General features: G+C 61.1%; 15 protein-coding genes. 9 read left to right on the forward strand and 6 right to left on the reverse strand.

Annotated elements, in window-relative coordinates; all coding sequences use genetic code 11:
* Positions 1–2: 2 nt before the first annotated feature.
* The 4 genes from OF385_RS16485 to OF385_RS16500 all read right to left on the reverse strand — a co-directional run bounded on the left by OF385_RS16485 (position 3) and on the right by OF385_RS16500 (position 5,000).
* The gene (locus tag OF385_RS16485; protein ID WP_264276380.1) at positions 3–929 is read right to left on the reverse strand and encodes an ABC transporter ATP-binding protein; all 927 of its coding nucleotides are present in this window, start codon (positions 927–929) and stop codon (positions 3–5) included.
* Between the two features lie 142 nt (positions 930–1,071).
* Positions 1,072–2,100: a YdcF family protein gene (locus tag OF385_RS16490; protein ID WP_264276381.1), complete on the reverse strand. Its 1,029-nt coding sequence runs from the start codon at positions 2,098–2,100 to the stop codon at positions 1,072–1,074.
* Between the two features lie 6 nt (positions 2,101–2,106).
* A complete protein-coding gene (locus OF385_RS16495) occupies positions 2,107–3,540 on the reverse strand; it encodes a phytoene desaturase family protein (protein WP_264276382.1) in 1,434 nt (477 codons plus the stop codon).
* Complete coding sequence (locus OF385_RS16500) at positions 3,537–5,000, reverse strand: glycosyltransferase family 87 protein (protein ID WP_264276383.1); 1,464 nt, start codon at positions 4,998–5,000, stop codon at positions 3,537–3,539. Before OF385_RS16500 ends, OF385_RS16495 begins: the two co-directional genes overlap by 4 nt.
* A 229-nt stretch (positions 5,001–5,229) precedes the next feature.
* Here OF385_RS16500 and OF385_RS16505 point away from each other — a divergent pair, with 229 nt between their 5' ends.
* The 7 genes from OF385_RS16505 (at position 5,230) to OF385_RS16535 (ending at position 13,399) form a co-directional block, all read left to right on the forward strand.
* Positions 5,230–6,381 carry an acylneuraminate cytidylyltransferase gene (locus OF385_RS16505; protein ID WP_264276384.1) on the forward strand — a complete coding sequence of 384 codons (1,152 nt, stop codon included), beginning with the start codon at positions 5,230–5,232 and terminating at the stop codon, positions 6,379–6,381.
* Between the two features lie 43 nt (positions 6,382–6,424).
* The gene (locus OF385_RS16510; RefSeq protein ID WP_264276385.1) at positions 6,425–7,318 is read left to right on the forward strand and encodes an N-acetylneuraminate synthase family protein; all 894 of its coding nucleotides are present in this window, start codon (positions 6,425–6,427) and stop codon (positions 7,316–7,318) included.
* Positions 7,319–7,429: 111 nt separating this feature from the next.
* Positions 7,430–8,428 carry a glycosyltransferase family 2 protein gene (locus OF385_RS16515; protein WP_264276386.1) on the forward strand — a complete coding sequence of 333 codons (999 nt, stop codon included), beginning with the start codon at positions 7,430–7,432 and terminating at the stop codon, positions 8,426–8,428.
* Entirely contained in the window at positions 8,425–9,768 is a 1,344-nt protein-coding gene (locus tag OF385_RS16520; RefSeq protein WP_264276387.1) for an alpha-2,8-polysialyltransferase family protein, read from the forward strand. Before OF385_RS16515 ends, OF385_RS16520 begins: the two co-directional genes overlap by 4 nt.
* Positions 9,765–10,790, forward strand: a complete 1,026-nt coding sequence (locus OF385_RS16525) for a hypothetical protein (protein ID WP_264276388.1) — start codon at positions 9,765–9,767, stop codon at positions 10,788–10,790. Before OF385_RS16520 ends, OF385_RS16525 begins: the two co-directional genes overlap by 4 nt.
* 8 nt (positions 10,791–10,798) lie before the next feature.
* Positions 10,799–12,031 carry a DUF6716 putative glycosyltransferase gene (locus tag OF385_RS16530; protein ID WP_264276389.1) on the forward strand — a complete coding sequence of 411 codons (1,233 nt, stop codon included), beginning with the start codon at positions 10,799–10,801 and terminating at the stop codon, positions 12,029–12,031.
* 282 nt (positions 12,032–12,313) lie between these two features.
* Positions 12,314–13,399: an inositol-3-phosphate synthase gene (locus OF385_RS16535; protein ID WP_264276390.1), complete on the forward strand. Its 1,086-nt coding sequence runs from the start codon at positions 12,314–12,316 to the stop codon at positions 13,397–13,399.
* 196 nt (positions 13,400–13,595) lie between these two features.
* Here OF385_RS16535 and OF385_RS16540 read toward each other — a convergent pair whose 3' ends face one another.
* Both OF385_RS16540 and OF385_RS16545 read right to left on the reverse strand, forming a co-directional pair.
* Positions 13,596–13,718, reverse strand: coding sequence for a hypothetical protein (locus OF385_RS16540; protein ID WP_022874509.1), 123 nt, complete (start codon positions 13,716–13,718; stop codon positions 13,596–13,598).
* 583 nt (positions 13,719–14,301) lie between these two features.
* Positions 14,302–15,753: a CCA tRNA nucleotidyltransferase gene (locus tag OF385_RS16545; protein ID WP_264276391.1), complete on the reverse strand. Its 1,452-nt coding sequence runs from the start codon at positions 15,751–15,753 to the stop codon at positions 14,302–14,304.
* A 124-nt stretch (positions 15,754–15,877) separates the two neighbouring features.
* Here OF385_RS16545 and OF385_RS16550 point away from each other — a divergent pair, with 124 nt between their 5' ends.
* Both OF385_RS16550 and murJ read left to right on the forward strand, forming a co-directional pair.
* Positions 15,878–16,417, forward strand: coding sequence for an NUDIX domain-containing protein (locus OF385_RS16550; RefSeq protein WP_264276392.1), 540 nt, complete (start codon positions 15,878–15,880; stop codon positions 16,415–16,417).
* A complete protein-coding gene (murJ, locus tag OF385_RS16555; protein WP_264276393.1) occupies positions 16,401–18,161 on the forward strand; it encodes a murein biosynthesis integral membrane protein MurJ in 1,761 nt (586 codons plus the stop codon). The genes OF385_RS16550 and murJ overlap by 17 nt, the downstream gene beginning before the upstream one ends.
* Positions 18,162–18,205 lie beyond the last annotated feature (44 nt).

Below are 18,205 nucleotides of genomic sequence, written 5' to 3' on the forward strand. Positions count from 1 at the left end.
TTCTACTTCCCGCCGCTGTGCCCGGCAACAATATTCGAGTTGTATTCCACGGCGTCCCGGGTCAACTCCATGTAGGCATCTTCCAAAGTGCGTTGCAACGGACGCAGCTCGCTGAGCACCACACCGGCCTCCAGGGCGCGGCGGCCGATGGCTTCCGAGTCCGGGCCTGTGACTTCGAGGCTCTGCCCATCGAGGCGGCGCAATTGCACGCCTTCGGCGCTCAGGGCATTCATCAACACCTCGATATCGGTGGCGCGAACGATGGTTTGGGACAGCCCGTTATGGATGAATTCGTTGATCGGAGCATCGGCCATAATGCGTCCGCGGCCAATGACAATCAGATGGTCCGCGGTTTGCGCCATCTCGCTCATGAGGTGGGAGGAGATCAACACGGTCTTGCCGGCCGCGGCTTGCTGCCGGGCGAGGTTGCGCACCCAAGCCACGCCTTCGGGGTCCAACCCATTGACCGGTTCATCGAGGATCAGCACCTGCGGGTCGCCCAGCAGCGCGGTGGCGATGCCCAGGCGTTGGCCCATGCCCAAGGAGAACCCTCCGACCTTCTTGCGCTGCACGCCGCTCAGGCCAGTCAGTTCCAGCACCTCGTGGACCCTGGAGACCGGCAAGCCCGCGGTGGCAGCCATGGCCCGCAAGTGGGCCAAAGGGGTCAGCGACTTGTGCACCGACTTCGCTTCCAGCAAGGTGCCCACCTCGGTCAGCGGATGCTTGGAGGTCTTGAAGTCCCGGTTGTTCACCAGGACCTGCCCGCTGGTGGGGGCCGCCAACCCGACGATCATGCGCATGGTGGTGGATTTGCCGGCGCCGTTAGGACCGAGGAAACCGGTCACCGCTCCGGGTTGCACCGTGAACGACACCTGGTCGACCACGGTCTTGTTGCCGTATCTCTTCGTCAACTGCTGAGCCTGGATCATATCTCCAGCCTATGGAAAACAGGTTGCAAATGCACCGGCCCGAATGCTGATCTTCGCCTCACTCAAAAGGGTGAGTGCACGGAACTAAAACAGTGATGGCATGCGCCTTGTGGTGCATGCCATCGCTGCTGTCCGCCGGGATTCAGAACCCTGCACGGGTGGCCAGGAAGATCAGCCCGGCAAGGCCCGCCGCGAAGGGCAGGGCCAGCAGGATGATGAGCTTGGGCTGATCGCGGGCTATCGCCACGCACTCGCGCAAGAAGGCGCTGGGCCGATAGTAGGCTGCTGTCTTCCCGCCATAGGAGCGGGCTTCCAACCCCATCTGGCGCGAGGCCAGGCCGGCTCGCAGCGCGTGATAATCGCTGGTGACCAGCCATAGGTGTCCCTCCGGCTGGCGTTCGCGGACCAACGCATCGGAGAATTCCAGGTTCTCCACGGTGTCCTTGGCCCGGTCTTCGATCAGGATCTGCGATTCGGGGATGCCCTGATCACGCAGGTAGCGGGCCATGCTCACACCCTCGGGTTCCTGTTCATCGTGCCCCTGTCCCCCGGTGGGAACCATCAGCAGTTGCGGCTCGGATTGCGAGGCGTAGAGCTCGATGGCCTTGTCCAGCCGGCCGCGCAGCAAGGGGGTGACTTTCCCGTTGATGGTGCGCGCCCCGAGGATGACGGCGGCAACACCGCGGGTTTTTGCCGGGAATTTCGCGTGCACCCAGGCATAGAGCAGCAGCATGGCGAAGAGGCTGGCGGAGAACACCGAGGCCATGAACAAGATGAACGCGAGCGAGTACGTCCACCAGGTATTGATCCCCACCAGCAGCACCGCGAGCACCGGCAGGATGAAGACCAGCACACCGGCGGCCAGGGACAGCAGGTTGGAGATCCGTGCGCCCTCGCGCCGCCACATCAGCACGCCGTTGTAGATCAGCGCCGCGCCGAAGACCACCACGATCAGCGGGGTGAGCACCATGACAATGGCTATCAGGAAGCCGAAGCCGGGGACCAGGGCACTCAGCAAATCCACAAGGGCGGCAATGCTGCACAGTGCCAGGGGGAAGAGCAAGGCGGCCAGCCCCAGTCGGCGGGGATCCTTGCGGTACTGCCAGATGAACACCGCCCAGAGCGCTGCCAGCAGGGCCCATCCAGCGAGTTGAACCAGTAGTTCCTGCATCGCCGACTACTTCACCGATTTCCAGTTCTTGATGCGGTATTCGCGTTTGAGCATGGATTGGGCGCCAAGGTACCCGCCCATGCCATGGACTGATGGCCCCGGCGGGGCGGCCGAGGAGATCAGATACAGTCCCTTGGACTGCAGGTACCAGGGATCCAGGGAAACCCTCGGCCGCTTGATGGTGCCCAGCAGGTCCATGGTTCCGCCGGATAGATCCCCGCCGATCAAGGCGGCGTTCTGCCGCTCCAAATCCTTGGCGGTGACCACGTGGGCTTCGAGGACGATTTCGGAGAAGCCCGGGGCCGCCTGCTGGATCATGGTTTGGATTTCCTGTCGCATATCCCGTGGCGAATCCAGGGGCACATGGCAGTAGGCCCAGATGACGTGCTGTCCTTCTGGCGCGCGCGAATCATCGAACTGCGAGGGCTGGGAGACGATCATGAATGGGGTCGCCGATCCGCGGTGGACTGCGGCACGCTCGGCTTTGCCCACCTGCTTGGCGGTGCCGCCCAGATGGACGGTGCCGGCAGTGGCCAGCACCGGATCCCGCCACGGAACCGGTTCGGAGAGCACGAAGTGGACCAGGCAGCTGCCCGGCGAGCGCCTGGTGGTGGACAGGGCCCGGGAGAGCTGTTCGGGCAGGTGCCCGGCGCTGAGCTTCGCGGCCTCTTCGGCTGAGGTGTCGAATAGGATGTTCTGCGCGGTGAGCTCATCGATGTGGTGGACCCTCACCCCGGTATGGATCTGCGCGCCGCGGGCGGTGGCTTCGGCAGCCAGCGCGTTGCTGATGGCCTGGGAGCCACCGCGGGGAATCGGCCAGCCCTTGGCGTGGGCGGTGGCGGCCAGGAACAGGCCGGCCCCGGCATTGGCTGGGCCCCGCGATCCGCCAGCCACATGGGCGGCGCATCCCGAGTAGAGGGCGGCGGCGCGCTCGTACTTCGACCCGAGCACTTCCTTGAGCCCCATGCCTCCCAGGGCGGCAGCCCCGAAGCAGGCCAGGGCCAGCGGGTGGCTGGGGACTTTGACCAGGGTATTGAGCAGGGTATCGCTGACCTGGTCGATCTGGCTGACCAGCGGCTGGAGCAGCCGGCGATAGATCTGCCCGTCCTCGCCGCCCAATTCCTCGACGGTGCGTTCCAGATCCCGGTAGGCGTAGGCGGTGCGCTCATCGATGACATGGGCGAAGGACAGGTCCGGGGTGATGAAGTCCACGCGTTCGTGGACCCCGAGTTCGCGCATGGCCGGGGACTGCATGGCCATCGGGTGCACGGCGCTGCCCAGATCGAAGATCGCCTCGGAGCCATCCAGGGATTGGGTCCTGGCCGCCCCGCCGATGCTCTCGTTGGCTTCATAGACCTGCACGTTGAGCCCGGCCCGGGCGGCCACCGCGGCGGCGGCCAATCCGTTGGGCCCGGCACCGACGACAGCGACGTCGATCATTGCTTGCCTCCTGCGGTTTCATAGGACTTCCTGCTGCCCGGCAGCCATGGGCGCAGGGTGAATCGGTCGGGCAGCCCCGCGAACTGGCCGGCCAGCGGATCAACCTGCCCCACCGCGCGGATCGGGTCGCGCCGCGGATCGAGGATGGAACGGGCCACCAGGTACATCAGGTAGCCGAGCATCAGCATGTGGGCGAAGACCAGGACCACGTAGCCGACCTCGGGGAAGGCCTTGTGCGGGTCTTCGGCGGAGGAGGCGGCCAGGTAGTTCCAGAGGCCATAGAAGTGGGCGATCTCCACCAGCATCCAGATCACGAATTCGCGCCAGCGCGGCAAGGCCAGGACGAACAGCGGGATCAGCCAGACGATGAACTGCGGCGAGTAGACCTTGTTGACCATGACAAAGGAGGCGATGATCAAGAAGGCCATCGATCCCAGCCGCGGGGCGTGCTCGGCGCACAGTCCAAGCAGGGCCACGCCCACGCAGCACAGGAAGAAGAGGACCAGCCCGTAGCGCGAAATCTGGTCGGCCTCGAAGATCGGCAGGCCCGGGTTCTTGGCGGCCACCACATTCCAGGCGTGCCAGAAGCTGGACAGGCCCGCGCCGCGCTCCGAGGAGAAGTTGAAGAAGTGCATGAAGGATTGGGGGAAGGCCAGCGCGTAGGGCAGGTTGACCAGAACCCAGGTGGCCGCGGCGGTTCCGCCGGTGACCCAGAAGGTCTTGAGCCGGCCGGTGCGGATGGCCAGCACGAGGATCGCGCCGAGGATGAAGAAGGGGTAGATCTTCATGGCGGCGCCCAGTCCGATCAGCACCCCGGCCCAGACGGTGTGCTTGCGAGCGAAGGCCAGCATCCCGGCGGCCAGCAGGGCGACGGCCCACATATCCCAGTTGATGCTGCCGGCCAGGATGATGCCCGGGGCGATCGCCACCATCGCGGCATCCCAGGGCCGGCGTCCGGTCATCCGCACGGTGCACACGACGGTGACCATCCACAGGATCGCCACCAGTACCAGGTTCATGTCGAAGTACAGCAGCGAGCGGTTGGCCACCGATTCGGGCACGAGCGAGGCCACCGCGGAAGCAACGGTGCTCATCAGCACCGGGTATTCGAATTCTGCGCTGGCGCTGAACGGGGCCCACGGGTTCTCGGCAAATCCGCGGGCGCCGAACAGCGGCACCCAGTCGCTGTAGCAGGCGTAGTTATAGGGGTTGCCGCCGCCCCAGCCGTTGATCCGGCACGGGTTCTTGGCCAGCAGCATCAGCAGCGCCCCGAGGGTGGTCAGCAGGATGATGACGCGTTCCACGCTGAAGAATCCCGGGTCAACCCGACCCGGGTCGCTGCGCCGGCCCAAGGGGCCGCCGATCAGGGCGGTGAACTGTCGAAGGAAGCCGTCAGCGCGTGATGGCACGGTAATACGCAGAGGGCCCCGCTTGGGCGGAGACTGGTTTGGCTCGTGCATACTCTCCAGCCTAGATGTTTTGCCCGCGACCATCGGCGAATAGGCCAACGTTTCGTATTAACTCGCTGCCCCGCACCGTTCGCGAAGGCTGAAGCCGAGCCCGGCGAACACCCGTAAACCGCTTGCTGACCTCACTTTCAGCAAATATGCAGGTGATTACACCGCGACTTCACCCCTCGTTTACCTAAATGCTCCCGGTTGGTTAACTAAGGCCCATAGCGTCATATCCGTGAGCAAAACCAACCAGCCAAATGTCATGGCGATCATCCCCGCCCGGGGAGGATCCAAGGGCATCCGGCTCAAGAACCTGCGTGAGATCGGCGGCAAGTCGCTGCTGGGACGCGCTATTGAATCAGCCAAGGCCGCGAGTACAGTCAGCGACGTCGTGGTCAGCACGGATCATGAGCAGATCAAGGCCGAAGCCCTGCGCTACGGCGCTCGAGTGGTTGACCGACCGGCAGATATCGCCGGGGATACGGCCAGCAGCGAGTCGGTTCTGCAGCATGTCCTGGCCAATACCGAATCCACGCCGGCGGTGACACTGTTCATCCAGTGCACCAGCCCGATGATCGACCCGGCAGACCTGGATGCGGCCATCACCAAGGTCGCCTCCGGTGAAGCGGAAGTCAGCTTCGCAGCGGTGGCCGACCACGGTTTCCACTGGGCGATCGACGAGAACGGCGAAGCTGTCGCGGTAGGGCACGAGAAGCTGCACCGTCCGCGCCGCCAGGATCGCGAACCGCGTTTCCGCGAAACCGGCGCGTTCTACGCCATGGATACCGAAGGCTTCCTGGCCGCTGGACACCGGTTCTTCGGCCGGGTCCAGGTCCATGAGGTTCCCAGCGAGCACGGCATCGACATTGATGCCGAGGCCGACTTGCTGCTGGCGGAACTGACGCTCCCGAATGAACCGGCAGCGATCAGCGTGGATGCGGTCATCACGGATTTCGATGGCGTGCACACCCCGGACACCGCATACGTGGATGAGCACGGCACCGAAACCGTGCGCGTCTCGCGTTCCGATGGCATGGGGGTGGCCCGGCTTCGGGCCGCCGGAGTGAAGTTCCTGATCCTCTCCAAGGAAGCCAATCCGGTGGTTGCCGCCCGGGCCGCCAAGCTCAAGGTCGAGGTGGCCCACGGCATCGAGAACAAGGCCGAGTACCTGGCCCAGTGGCTGGCCGATGAGTCGATCAACCCGTCACGCGTGGCTTATGTCGGCAACGACATCAATGACCTCGGCGCCATGAAGCTAGTCGGCTGGCCCGTCTCCGTGGCCGACGCCAACGAGCAAGTACACCGTGCAGCCCGCCACCGCCTGTCCCGCAAGGGCGGATACGGGGCGGTGCGAGAACTGGCCGAACTGGTCCTCGCCGCACGCTAACCCGCACATTCTTCCCAAGTTTCACCCACTGAAAGGCAAAACAATGACCACCGTCAACACCGAAATCAAGCCAGTTGCCATCGGCGAATCCCTGCTTGGCGCTGGCCAGCAGGTCTACGTCATCGGCGAAATCGGCATCAACCACAATGGTGATATCGAAATCGCCAAGCAGCTGATCGACGTTTCGGCTGAGGCCGGCGCCAACGCGGTGAAGTTCCAGAAGCGCACCCCGGAAATCTCCACTCCCACCGACATGCGCGACAAGATCCGCTCCACCCCATGGGGCGAGATGACCTACCTGGACTACCGCTACCGCGTTGAGTTCGATGCGGCCCAGTACAAGGAGCTCATCTCCTACGCAGCCTCCAAGGGCCTGCACGCCTTCGCTTCCCCCTGGGACGTTCCTTCGGTGGAGTTCATGGAAGAGCAGGGTGCCGTCACCCACAAGGTCGCTTCCGCATCGGTCACCGACATCGAGTTGCTCAAGGCGCTGGCCCAGACCGGCAAGCCGATCATCCTGTCCACCGGCATGTCCACCATCGAGCAGATCGACAAGGCCGTTGAGACCCTGGGCACCAGCAACCTGGTCATGATGCACGCCACCAGCACCTACCCGCTGCCTCCCGAAGAAGCCAACCTGCGCATGATCGAAACCCTGCGTGACCGCTACCAGGTTCCAGTGGGCTACTCGGGCCACGAGCGCGGCCTGCAGATCTCGCTGGCCGCAGTGGCCCTGGGCGCCGTCACCGTCGAGCGCCACATCACCCTGGACCGCACCATGTGGGGTTCGGACCAGGCTTCCTCGCTGGAGCCAAAGGGCTTCGAGTCGCTGATCCGTGACATCCGCATCCTGGAGCAGGCCATGGGCGACGGCGTGAAGAAGGTCTTCCCGGGCGAGCTGGCTCCACTGAGCCGCCTGCGCCGCGTCGACGCCTAATTACCGCGCACCGTGTTTTCTCGGCGGTCGAACCTGCGACAGGTCCGGCCGCCGAGTTCCATGAGTCACCACGCAGCAGCACCGCACCAAGCAAAGGAAGCCAGTCCCGCCATGACGAGCCCGATCCCTGGCCGCATATCCGTGGTCATCCCGGCCTACAACCAGGAAGCCTACATTTGTGATGCGCTGGCTTCCCTCGAGAGGCAAAAGCTGGACCAGTGGGAGATGGAAGTGCTTGTCGTGGATGATGCATCCACCGACGCCACCGCTTCGCTCATCGAGTCCTATAGCGATCGGGTCCCGGGCCTGAAGCTGATCACGCTCGAGCAGAATGTGGGCGTCTCGGCCGCCCGGAACATCGCATTGAAGCAGGTGACCGGTGAGTTCTATACCTTCTTGGATCCCGACGACTGGTACGGGCCGCAGCATCTGGCCACATTGGCCGACACCCTGAGCAAATTGCACGTGGATTTCGTGCGCTGCGACCACGTGCGCGTCGCCGGCACCAACCGCGTGATTTACCGCGCTCCACAGGCCTTGCGGGGCATTGTGCTCAATCCTTCCGATGACATCGAACCGATCGACTCGCCGTCGATGGTCGACTACCCCTACTCGTGGGCCGGCATGTACCGCACCGAGTTGATGAAATCCATCGATTGCTTCTACTTCGATGAGCGTCTGCTCTCGGCCGAAGACCGTCCCTGGATCTGGAAGCTGCACCTTGATACGGCGCGCTATGCGGTGATCTCCTCGCCAAGCATCTTCTACCGCCGAGGCCTGCCGAATTCGCTCAGCCAGGTCTTCGACGAGCGACAGCTCGGATTCCTCGAGGCCTTCACCCAGGTATTGGCTACGGTGCGCGAACACCCTGATTCCTCACGCCACCTGCCCAAAGCGCTGCGCCAATTTTTCGCGATTGTGTGCCACCACGAGAAGCGCTCTAAGAACTACCCGCCGCAAGTCCGGCTTACAATCAAACAACAGCTGCGTGAGATCTTCAGTGACATCGACGTTGCTGTTGCCCACCAGGTAGTTCTTGAAATGGATGTCGCTCGTCGCCGCCATATCCTCTCGTACCTCCAGCCAGGTCAGATCGGGGTCGCCAAGTGATCGCACTGATTGAAGCCAGCAGCTACTTTCAGCTAGCTTCTCTGGCCGCGATGGCCGACGCAGGGCTGCTTCCCGAAGCAGATGAGCGCATCCTGGTTCTGGCCAATGGCTCCCAGGTGCCGGAATTGACTACTCCTCTGGAGGAAACGCCAGGTTTCCAGCAACTTGCTGCGCGCTTCGACCGGGTAGTGGATTTTGCCGCGCTGACCTCGCCGCGTCGCCCGTCCCAGTTCAACCCGCGCGAAGACGAGCTGCACATCTTCGAGTCGCTGCTACGCCAGGCATGGAACCTGGGTACCGGGCCCCTGACGCTGGTGCTCGAATCCATCCAGGTCAATCCTGCTCGAGCGCTGGCGCGCATCTTCTTCGATGCCCAGTTGTGGGTCCATTCCGACGGGCTGATGTCCTACGGTCCTACCCGCAACCGCTTGGCGATGCCGCTGCGCCAGCGATTGATGGGCACCATCCACGTTGACCTGATTCCGGGCTTGGAGCCGCATCTTCTGGCCGAGCTCGAGCCGGTGCGCAAGGTGCTGCACGCCCACGAACTGGCAAGGATCTTCAGCGAGCTTGCCGAAAATGCGCACTTCGACCTGCCTGGTTCCAGCGCGTTGATTCTTGGCCAGTACCTCGGCTCGCTGCGCCTGATGGATGCCGACGAGGAGTTCGAGCTGCATGTGCAGATGCTCCAGGAAGTGGTGAATCGCGGCCTGGATACAGTGCTTTTCAAGGCGCACCCATCGGCGAGTGCCACCTCGGCGGCCCGGCTGGCCACAGTGGCTGAAGAAATGGGCCTGGATTTCCGGCTGCTCACCACCGATCATCTTGCGGAAACGGTAATCGCCTCGGCTCGCCCGGAAGTAGTCATCTCCTGCTTCTCCACCGGTCTGGCTACAGCCAGGTACATCCTGGATACCGATGTCCATGCTGTGGGCACCGGAACCATGTTGCAGGCGTTGGCGCCCTATGAAAATTCGAACCGCATTCCGCTCTCTATCATCCACGCCCTGTTTGTCCAGGACATCCCAGCCCCTGCGCACAGCGACGGTGATGACCAGCTCTCGAAGCTGCTGGTGGCCGTGGCTTACTGCATGCAATCGGCCCAGCTGCCCCAGCTGCGCGAGCCGGCCGCCGAATTCCTGGGCGTTCACTACCCTGAATTCTCCGCGCATTTCAAGCGCCGTCGCATCACCAGATTGGATCTGCCACCACGCTGGGCTCATCTGGTTTCCCGCCATTCACTGCCTTCGAAGGTCCGCGGGGCGTCGCGCCGGGTGCTGCGAAAAGGGTCCAAACAGCTCGAAACCCTGTCCAAGTCCTTGAGCCGACTGGCAAAATGACCCTCACCATGATGAAACTGACCCAGCACGACACCCATGAGGTTCCGCGTCCACGATTCGGGACGGCTCATGTGTGGGTCGAGTCCCCCTTGCAGTTGCTCTCGGCCGTGGAAACCCATGCGGCGGGACTGCTGGGCACCGACATTCGGGTGATCCCTCGTTTGGGCATGCCGCTGGAAGCGACGACCCAAGCGCTGCTGAATCACGCACCGGCCGGAGTGCACTTTGAACCGGCCGCACGCAAGCCACCGCAGCCCAAGAGCTCTTCGAACCGGTATGTCACCGGTGATGTCTATTCGGGCAAGGTGCAGCGCAGCCTACTGTCCGGGGTGAAAGCCAAGGAAATCATCATCATCGATGACGGCTTGGCTACCTTGGCGCTGATCAAGCAGCTGATCAGCGACTCCCCTACCCCGCTGGTCCGTGCTCGAGCGAAGAATTCCGCGGCCCGCATCGCCATGGGCCTTGCCACCTGGCACCGCCTGCGCCAGCTGGCCCGGGAAGATCGATTGCTCATCGTTTCAGCATTGATGGTGGATGCCGACACGAAGGCCAAGATGGCTGATCTTGGCATCAAATTCGCCCAGCACAAGTTCGAGTGGCTGGCTACCCAGCCAGTGGCGGAGAGCTTTACCGAGCCTACTTTGCTCATTGGATCCGCGATGGTGGCTGACCAGCTGATCCATGAGCAGCCCTACTTGCAGTGGATCGAAGGAATTTCTGCCGACGGGCCGGTCGCCTACTTCCCTCATCGGCGGGAAACCCCGGAGCTTCTGGAGAAGATCTCGAAAATCGATCAAGTGGTCCTCAAAGAGCACACGGTGCCTATTGAGATGCGCCTGCGGGTATTGCGTCCAGGCCAGGAGATCCGCGCCTTGCCTTCAACCGTGATCCCATCGTTGCGCCTGTTGCTGGGCCCGGATGCCCGATATCTCTACCCGCAAGCGGTCCCCGAGCACTGGTGGACCGAGGGAACCGACATTGAGTTGCGCGAGCACCTATCTAGTTCGTTGAAGGTGTGAAGCCACGTATGAAACCCTCAGTTCTTGCGATCGCCGACTCAGATTCCTATCTGAAGCTGGCCACAAGTTTTTTGCACCGTCTGGGTCCTGAATGGGACCGCAAGGTGTATTTGGCGCGAACTCCGGTGATGCCCACTGAACAGCAGATTTCAGCGGCCTTCGAAGGGACCGACCTGAACCCCGAGATGCTCGAGGTCATCCATCTCTCGCAGCTGGAGGCTGATTCCGTCCAGGAAGACATCATTTTCGCTTCGGCCACAGGACCCGTTGTCGCCGAGATCTATTCGCGGATGCTGCGTACCGAACCAGTTGATGCGCGCCGTACGGCGTTGATCTCTGCCTTGCCCGGTGTTGCCTACCCTGCCACGCAGAAGGGCTGGAATTATCGCCGTGCTGGCGATGCTTTCATCTGCCATTCACATGCCGAAGCACGGGATTTCTCGTTCATGACCGAATACCACGCAGGACACCAGCCGACCATCATGGTCAGCAAGCTGCCTTTCCTGAACTGCACGGGGTTCCCTCCTGCTCAAGGGAAGCTGATCAATCGCTTGGTATTCGCACCGCAGGCGAAGGTGCCGGAGACAGCCGAGCAGCGCGAATCAATTCTGCTGGCGTTGGAGAAGGCTAGCAAGATGAATCCCGGGCTCGAAGTCATGATCAAGCTGCGGGCCAAAGCTGGCGAGCCTCAAACCCATCTGGAGGCTCATCCCTATGACAGCCTCTTCGCCCAGCTTCGGGCGCAGAACAAGATCAGTGCCGAGTCCCGCATCCAATTCGATATCGGGTCGATGAGTGAAGTGCTCATTCCCGGCAGTGCTCTGGTTACCGTATCCTCCACAGCGGCCTTGGAGTCCATAGATCGCGGCCTGCCCACCATGGTGCTCTCAGATTTCGGCGTAAACCGGCAAATGATCAATACCGTTTTTGTCGCCTCCGGGATCATCGGGGACCTGGATGATGTGGTGGCATTGAATTTTGGCGAGCCCAGTAAAGCGTGGCTGCGCGAGAACTACTTCCACCGCATGGATCGCAGCTTCTTTCAATCCTTGGAGATCCTTGCCCAAAGAGCGAATTCCGGCAAGCTGCGTACCGATCCCGAAATCCTGGCTTTCATTCGACGACAGCCGCTACGCCATCGACTGCGTACGGCGCTTCCCTCACCGTTGGTGAGGGTGCTGTTGAGGATGCGCCGAAGCTTCCGCCAATCACGGAGACGCAGCACTAGAACTCTGTCATGATTCATTCAACTTTTGATAATGACACGCGTTTTACCCTCATCTTCAGTCATTTGTCATTACTCATAACTCAATGAGTCTTGTACCAAAACTGACTTGGAAGTCCGTCGAGAATGTTCCCAGTGGGCTTCCATGACTCCGGCTCTGGCCACTGCCGAGCTCATTAGGCGCTGTGCGGGAATTTTATGATGCCAACAGGACTTGAACTCCTTGGGGCCTGCATCACAAAGATCAATTTGAGATGCAGAAATCCCGCAGTTTCATAACCTTCACAAAGGAGCTCATGTGCCAGAGAATCCGATCCGCGTTGCCATCGTTGGCGTAGGCAACTGCGCCACTTCCCTGATCCAGGGTGTTGAGTACTACCGAAATGCCGATATTGAGTCCACCGTTCCCGGGCTCATGCATGTGCAGTTCGGCCAGTACCACGTTGGCGACGTACAGTTCGTTGCCGCCTTCGACGTTGATGCCAAGAAGGTCGGCCTTGATCTTTCGGACGCCATTTTGGCTAGCGAAAACAACACCATCAAGATCGCCGACGTCCCGACCACGGGCGTAACCGTCCAGCGCGGCCACACCCTCGATGGGCTGGGAAAGTACTACCGCGAGACCATCGAAGAATCTGGTGCTGAGCCTGTAGACATTGTTCAGAACCTCAAGGACAACAAGGTTGATGTCCTGGTTTGCTACTTGCCGGTTGGTTCAGAAGAAGCCGCTAAGTACTACGCCCAGTGCGCCATCGATGCCGGCGTCGCTTTTGTTAATGCGCTTCCGGTCTTCATCGCTGGCACGCCTGAATGGGCCGAGAAGTTCACCGATGCTGGCGTGCCTATCGTCGGCGACGACATCAAGAGCCAGATCGGTGCAACCATCACGCACCGAGTCATGGCCAAGCTGTTCGAAGACCGCGGCGTCGTGCTGGATCGCACCTATCAGTTGAACGTTGGCGGCAACATGGACTTCAAGAACATGCTCGAGCGCGATCGCTTGGAATCAAAGAAGATTTCCAAGACACAGGCTGTCACTTCCAATACCTCGGCAAAGCTGGCGGCCGATGATGTCCACATCGGCCCGAGCGACTACGTTGCCTGGCTTGATGACCGCAAGTGGGCTTTCGTGCGCCTTGAGGGTCGCAACTTCGGTGATGCCCCGGTGAATCTGGAGTACAAACTGGAGGTCTGGGATTCCCCGAACTCTGCCGGGGTGATCATCGATGCTGTACGCGCTGCGAAGATCGCGCTGGATCGCGGCATCGGCGGTCCGATCCTGTCGGCATCAAGCTACTTCATGAAGTCGCCGCCAGAGCAGTACGACGATGAGACTGCACGCGCGAAGGTGGAAGCTTTCATCCGCGGCGACGTGGAGCGCTAAGCTCCGTGCCCGCTTAGGGCAACATGGTGGGCCAAGATCGTCAGTCCTGGCCCGTGGTTGTTTCCGACCATAGCCCAGACGCGGAGAAGCCCGCCGGCTTGCAGGCCGGCGGGCCTCTGGGCACTAATATGCGAGAACATAGTGGGTACCTCTTACTTATTCGATGGGCGGACAACGGTAATGGCGTTGTGCGCGCTTAGCGAATACGAAGGTACATTTCTACAGGCACGTGATTCTTGAGTTCACGCTCCCGCATTCGACGATTGAATTCGGTGCTGTCGAAGTTCTTCAGCTTGCTGCTGTCTTGACGCTTTTTCATTTGCTATCCCTCCCTTCAGCCACAGTTGAAGGGGAGGGAAGATCCTGGCGCGTTGTTGAAACTGCGCGAGCTTTCAGGCTTTCGGGACCAGCGAAGATCAGTTCCGAGGTGCGAACGGCCCGTTGAGCGGACGAGGAATACAGGGTGCTAGACATGAAAAAAGTTCCTAAGGTGAGAGTCGATTACTGACCTGCAACCTCAGGAACTCGGGTGGGATTCACCGTCGTCTAGGAATCCACTGTTCCGGAGGTTGGAGAGACAAGGCCGAAATTGCCGGCAGGCATAAAGCCGCCGCCACGTCGCCATGTGCGATGAGTAGAAATATCCAGAGTGATATTCATCGTTTCTCCACCTCCTAAAATCTCTTAGTAGCCAGTCGTGATCAATCACGAGGCTATGCTGATAAGTTTCATCGATCCGCAAGTCTCATTGAGACTTCCCAATCACAGTATTCAGCTTACATGGATTGGCCGGCCTGCGCCACTAGTTAAGTCAAAAAGTTTAAGAACTTTTTGACTACGCAAAAATGCCCAGCACCTCACGGGTGTTGGGCATCTTCACTGCACTCTTCTCAAGTCAGCGGTTACTCTTCGGTAATCGCTTCTTGGGCCTCTGGTTGCTCAGCCCACCAGGCGCGAAGCTGTTCTACGGCGGCCTCTTCACCAAGCGGACCCTCATCCAAACGGAGCTCGAGCAGGAAGTTGTACGCGCGGCCGACCACAGGACCTGGCTTGATACCCAAGAGGGCCATGATCTGCTGTCCATCCAGATCCGGTCGAATGGACTTGAGTTCTTCCTGTTCAGCGATCTGGGCAATGCGTGCCTCGAGGTCATCGTAGGCAAAGGCCAGCCGGTCAGCCTTCTTGCGATTACGCGTGGTGACATCCGAACGCGTCAGCCGGTGAAGATGCTCGAGCAATTCCCCCGCGTCGGTGACATAGCGGCGAACGGCCGAATCAGTCCACCCGGCATCGCCATAACCGTAGAAGCGCATATGCAATTCAACAAGGCGGGCCACCGCTTTGGTGGTTTCCTTGTCGAAGCGCAAGGCACGCATACGCGCCTTGACCATCTTGGAGCCGACCACGTCGTGGTGGCGGAAAGACACCGCGCCGCTCGGTTCGAATTTGCGAGTCGCAGGCTTGCCGATATCGTGCATCAACGCGGCAAAGCGCAGCACGAAGTTCGGTCCTGGAACCGGACCGTCCTGATCGGTTTCCAGCCCGATCGCCTGCTCGAGCACGGTCAGTGAATGCTGGTAGACATCCTTATGCCGATGGTGCTCATCAATTTCAAGACGCAGGGCGGACACCTCGGGAAGCACCTTATCGGCCAGCCCTGTCTCGACAAGCAGATTGATGCCGGCGCGGGGTTCAGCGCCGTTGATCAGCTTCACCAGTTCATCGCGTACGCGTTCCGCGGAGATGATATCGATGCGCTCGGTCATTTCGCTCATGGCCTTGCGCACTTCGGCGCTCACTTCGATTTGCAGCTGCGAAGCGAAGCGCGCGGCGCGCATCATGCGCAAGGGATCATCGGAGAAGGAAATGTCAGGCGCGCCCGGGGTGCGAATGCAGTGGTCCTCCAGCGATGAGACGCCATCGAACGGGTCAACAAGTTCAAGGTCCGGCAACCTCAGGGCCATGGAGTTCATGGTGAAGTCACGGCGGAACAGGTCATCGTGCAGGTTATCGCCGAAGGCGACGATAGGCTTCCGCGATTCCTTGTCATAGGCATCAGCGCGATAGGTCGTGACCTCTAGGGTGTGCTCACCCTTTTTCAGGGCAATGGTGCCGAACTCGCGCCCCACATCCCAGATATTGTCAGCCCAGCCAGAGATCGCTTTGATGGTTTCCTCGGGACGCGCGCTCGTGGTGAAGTCGAGGTCCGGAGAAACCCGGCCCAGGTACAGATCTCGAACCGGTCCACCCACCAGGGACAGCTCATGGCCTGCCATGACAAAGCGGTCGGCCAAGTCGAAAATGACCGAGGGCAGGATTTGACGCAATGCGTCAGGTGAGGGAAGTGCATGCATAGTTACTTAAGCGTGCCAGAAATCTGTGTGAATTGCTTGAAAATGCGCTGATTTTGCTTGCGAGATAACTTACTTGTCCACGTCGATAAGGCGAACGTGGCTACTTTCTCGATAGAGTGGATTCATGAACCGACCGATCCCGTCTGCCCCAAAGCGCACTCCATTGACTGCGTCAATGGCTCGCGCGCAGGCAACTGGCGGTCATACAAGCTTGCCAACAGTGGAAGAAATCTCTTCCGGCGGCATCGTCATCGACTTCAATGCCCCGCAACTGCCGGTAGCGATTATCGCCCGGTACAACCGCGGCGGCCGCCTGGAATGGTGCCTGCCCAAGGGGCATCCCGAGGGCGTGGAATCCAATGAGGAAGCGGCGATCCGCGAAATCGAGGAGGAAACCGGCATCGCCGGACGCATCCTCGCGCCGCTGGGTTCGGTCGACTACTGGTTCACCGTGACAAACTACCGAGTGCACAAAACCGTGCACCATTTCCTGCTGGAAGCTACCGGCGGGCATTTGACGATCGAGAACGATCCCGATCACGAAGCCGTCGATGTTGCCTGGGTCCCCCTGGATTCCCTCGGCAAACGCCTTTCCTTCCCCAATGAGCGCCGGATCGCTGATCTGGCACGCGAGGTTCTAACAAAGCATGACTCAGGTTCCTAATTCATCTGCCGGCTCCGATCAGCAGCCAATGACCGGGGCCATGGACTTAGTCGCCGAACCTCCTGCGGAGCTGCATCGTCAGCAAGGCAGGTCCCGCTCCAAGATCTATGCCCTGATGGCCTCGGGCACCCTCGTATCGCGACTGCTCGGATTCGTGCGCACCGCGCTGCTGGCCATGGCCATCGGCTCGGTCACCTCGGTGGCCGACATCTTTGAAAAAGCCAACGTCATCCCGACGATCATCTACATGCTGCTGGCCGGCGGCGTGTTCAATGTGGTGCTCATTCCCCAGCTGATCAAGGCCTCCAAGGCCAAGGACCGAGGGGCTGCCTACACTTCAAAGCTGATCTCGCTGACCGTGGTGGTGATGGGCATCCTGACCCTGATACTCACGCTGGGCGCGCGGCCGCTGATCACGGCGCTGACCAATAACTGGTCCGAACCGATGATCGTTCTCGGCACCGCCTTCGCCTACTGGTCATTGCCGCAGATCTTCTTCTACGGGCTCTACGCGGTGCTCGGCCAGGTATTGAACGCCAACGGCCGATTCGCCGCCTTCATGTGGGCACCGGCGATCAATAACATCATCCAGCTGCTGGTCATTGGCGCGTTCATCATGACCTTCGGCGCCTATACGTCGGGTGATCCGATGCAGGACTGGAGCTCGCTGAAAACCATGTGGCTGGCTGGCGGAGCCACCCTGGGCATCGTTATGCAGTCTCTGGTGCTGTTCTGGCCGCTGAAGAAGGTCGGTCTCAAGCTCACGCTCGACTTCGGCTGGCGCGGCATGGGCCTGCGCCACGTGGGAAAGCTGGCGATCTGGACCCTGGCCGCCATGGTCATCGGCAACCTCTCCTCGCTGCTGTACTCCAAGATCGTCTCCGGGGCGACCGCCGCTCGCGCCCAGATGCCGGCCGAGCAGGCCGCCTCGGTGGCCGGCGAATACGCGCTGAACACCTCGCAGCTGATCACCGTCCTGCCGCACTCCCTGTTCGCCTTGACGGTGGCCACGGTGCTGTTCAACGACTTCGCTCGCGCCTTCTCCGAGAAGCGCGTCAACGATGTCGGCCAGCTGCTGAACCGCGGCATGCGCTCCACCGCGATCCCGATCGTATTCTGCACCATCGTATTCATCGTGCTCGCCGGACCTTTGGGCCGCCTCTTTGCCGGTTCCTCCGATAATGCCGCGCAGGCCGCCGGTGCCCTGGGCCAGCTGCTGGTGCTGACCGCTTTGGGTCTGCCGTTCAAGTCCCTGCAGTTCTTCATGCTGCGCGTGTTCTACGCCGAAGAAGATACCCGCACCCCGATGCTCATCCAGACCGCCACCGCGGCTCTGGGCCTGGTCCTGGCCTTCTCCGCCGCCGCGCTGGTCGATCCGATGCACATCGCCGCGGCCATTGCCTTCATCTACGGACTGACCAACGTGCTGGGCTGCATCGGCACCCATTACCTGGTCAAGCGCCGCTACGGCAGCTACGGCGTCACTTCGGTGATCGATACCTACGTCCGCGTGGGATGGATGGCGACCATCGCCGGTGCCTTCGGTAGCCTCGTGCTTTGGCTGCTGGGCGGATTCAGCTTCGGCTTCGCCTACAGTTCGCTGATCAACGCCATCATTTCGATCATTCTGGTCGCCGGAACCATGGGCGTGGTCTACATCGGTTTGCTGCACAAAACCAAGGTCCCGGAGCTCGATGGCTTCCTCGGCCCGATCCTTCGTAGGATCCCAGGATTCAAGCGCTGAAAATCCTCTGAAACTTGCTAGTGATTATGGGCAAATTGGCACCA

It is taken from the genome of Glutamicibacter sp. JL.03c (assembly GCF_025854375.1).
Lineage (GTDB): Bacteria > Actinomycetota > Actinomycetes > Actinomycetales > Micrococcaceae > Glutamicibacter.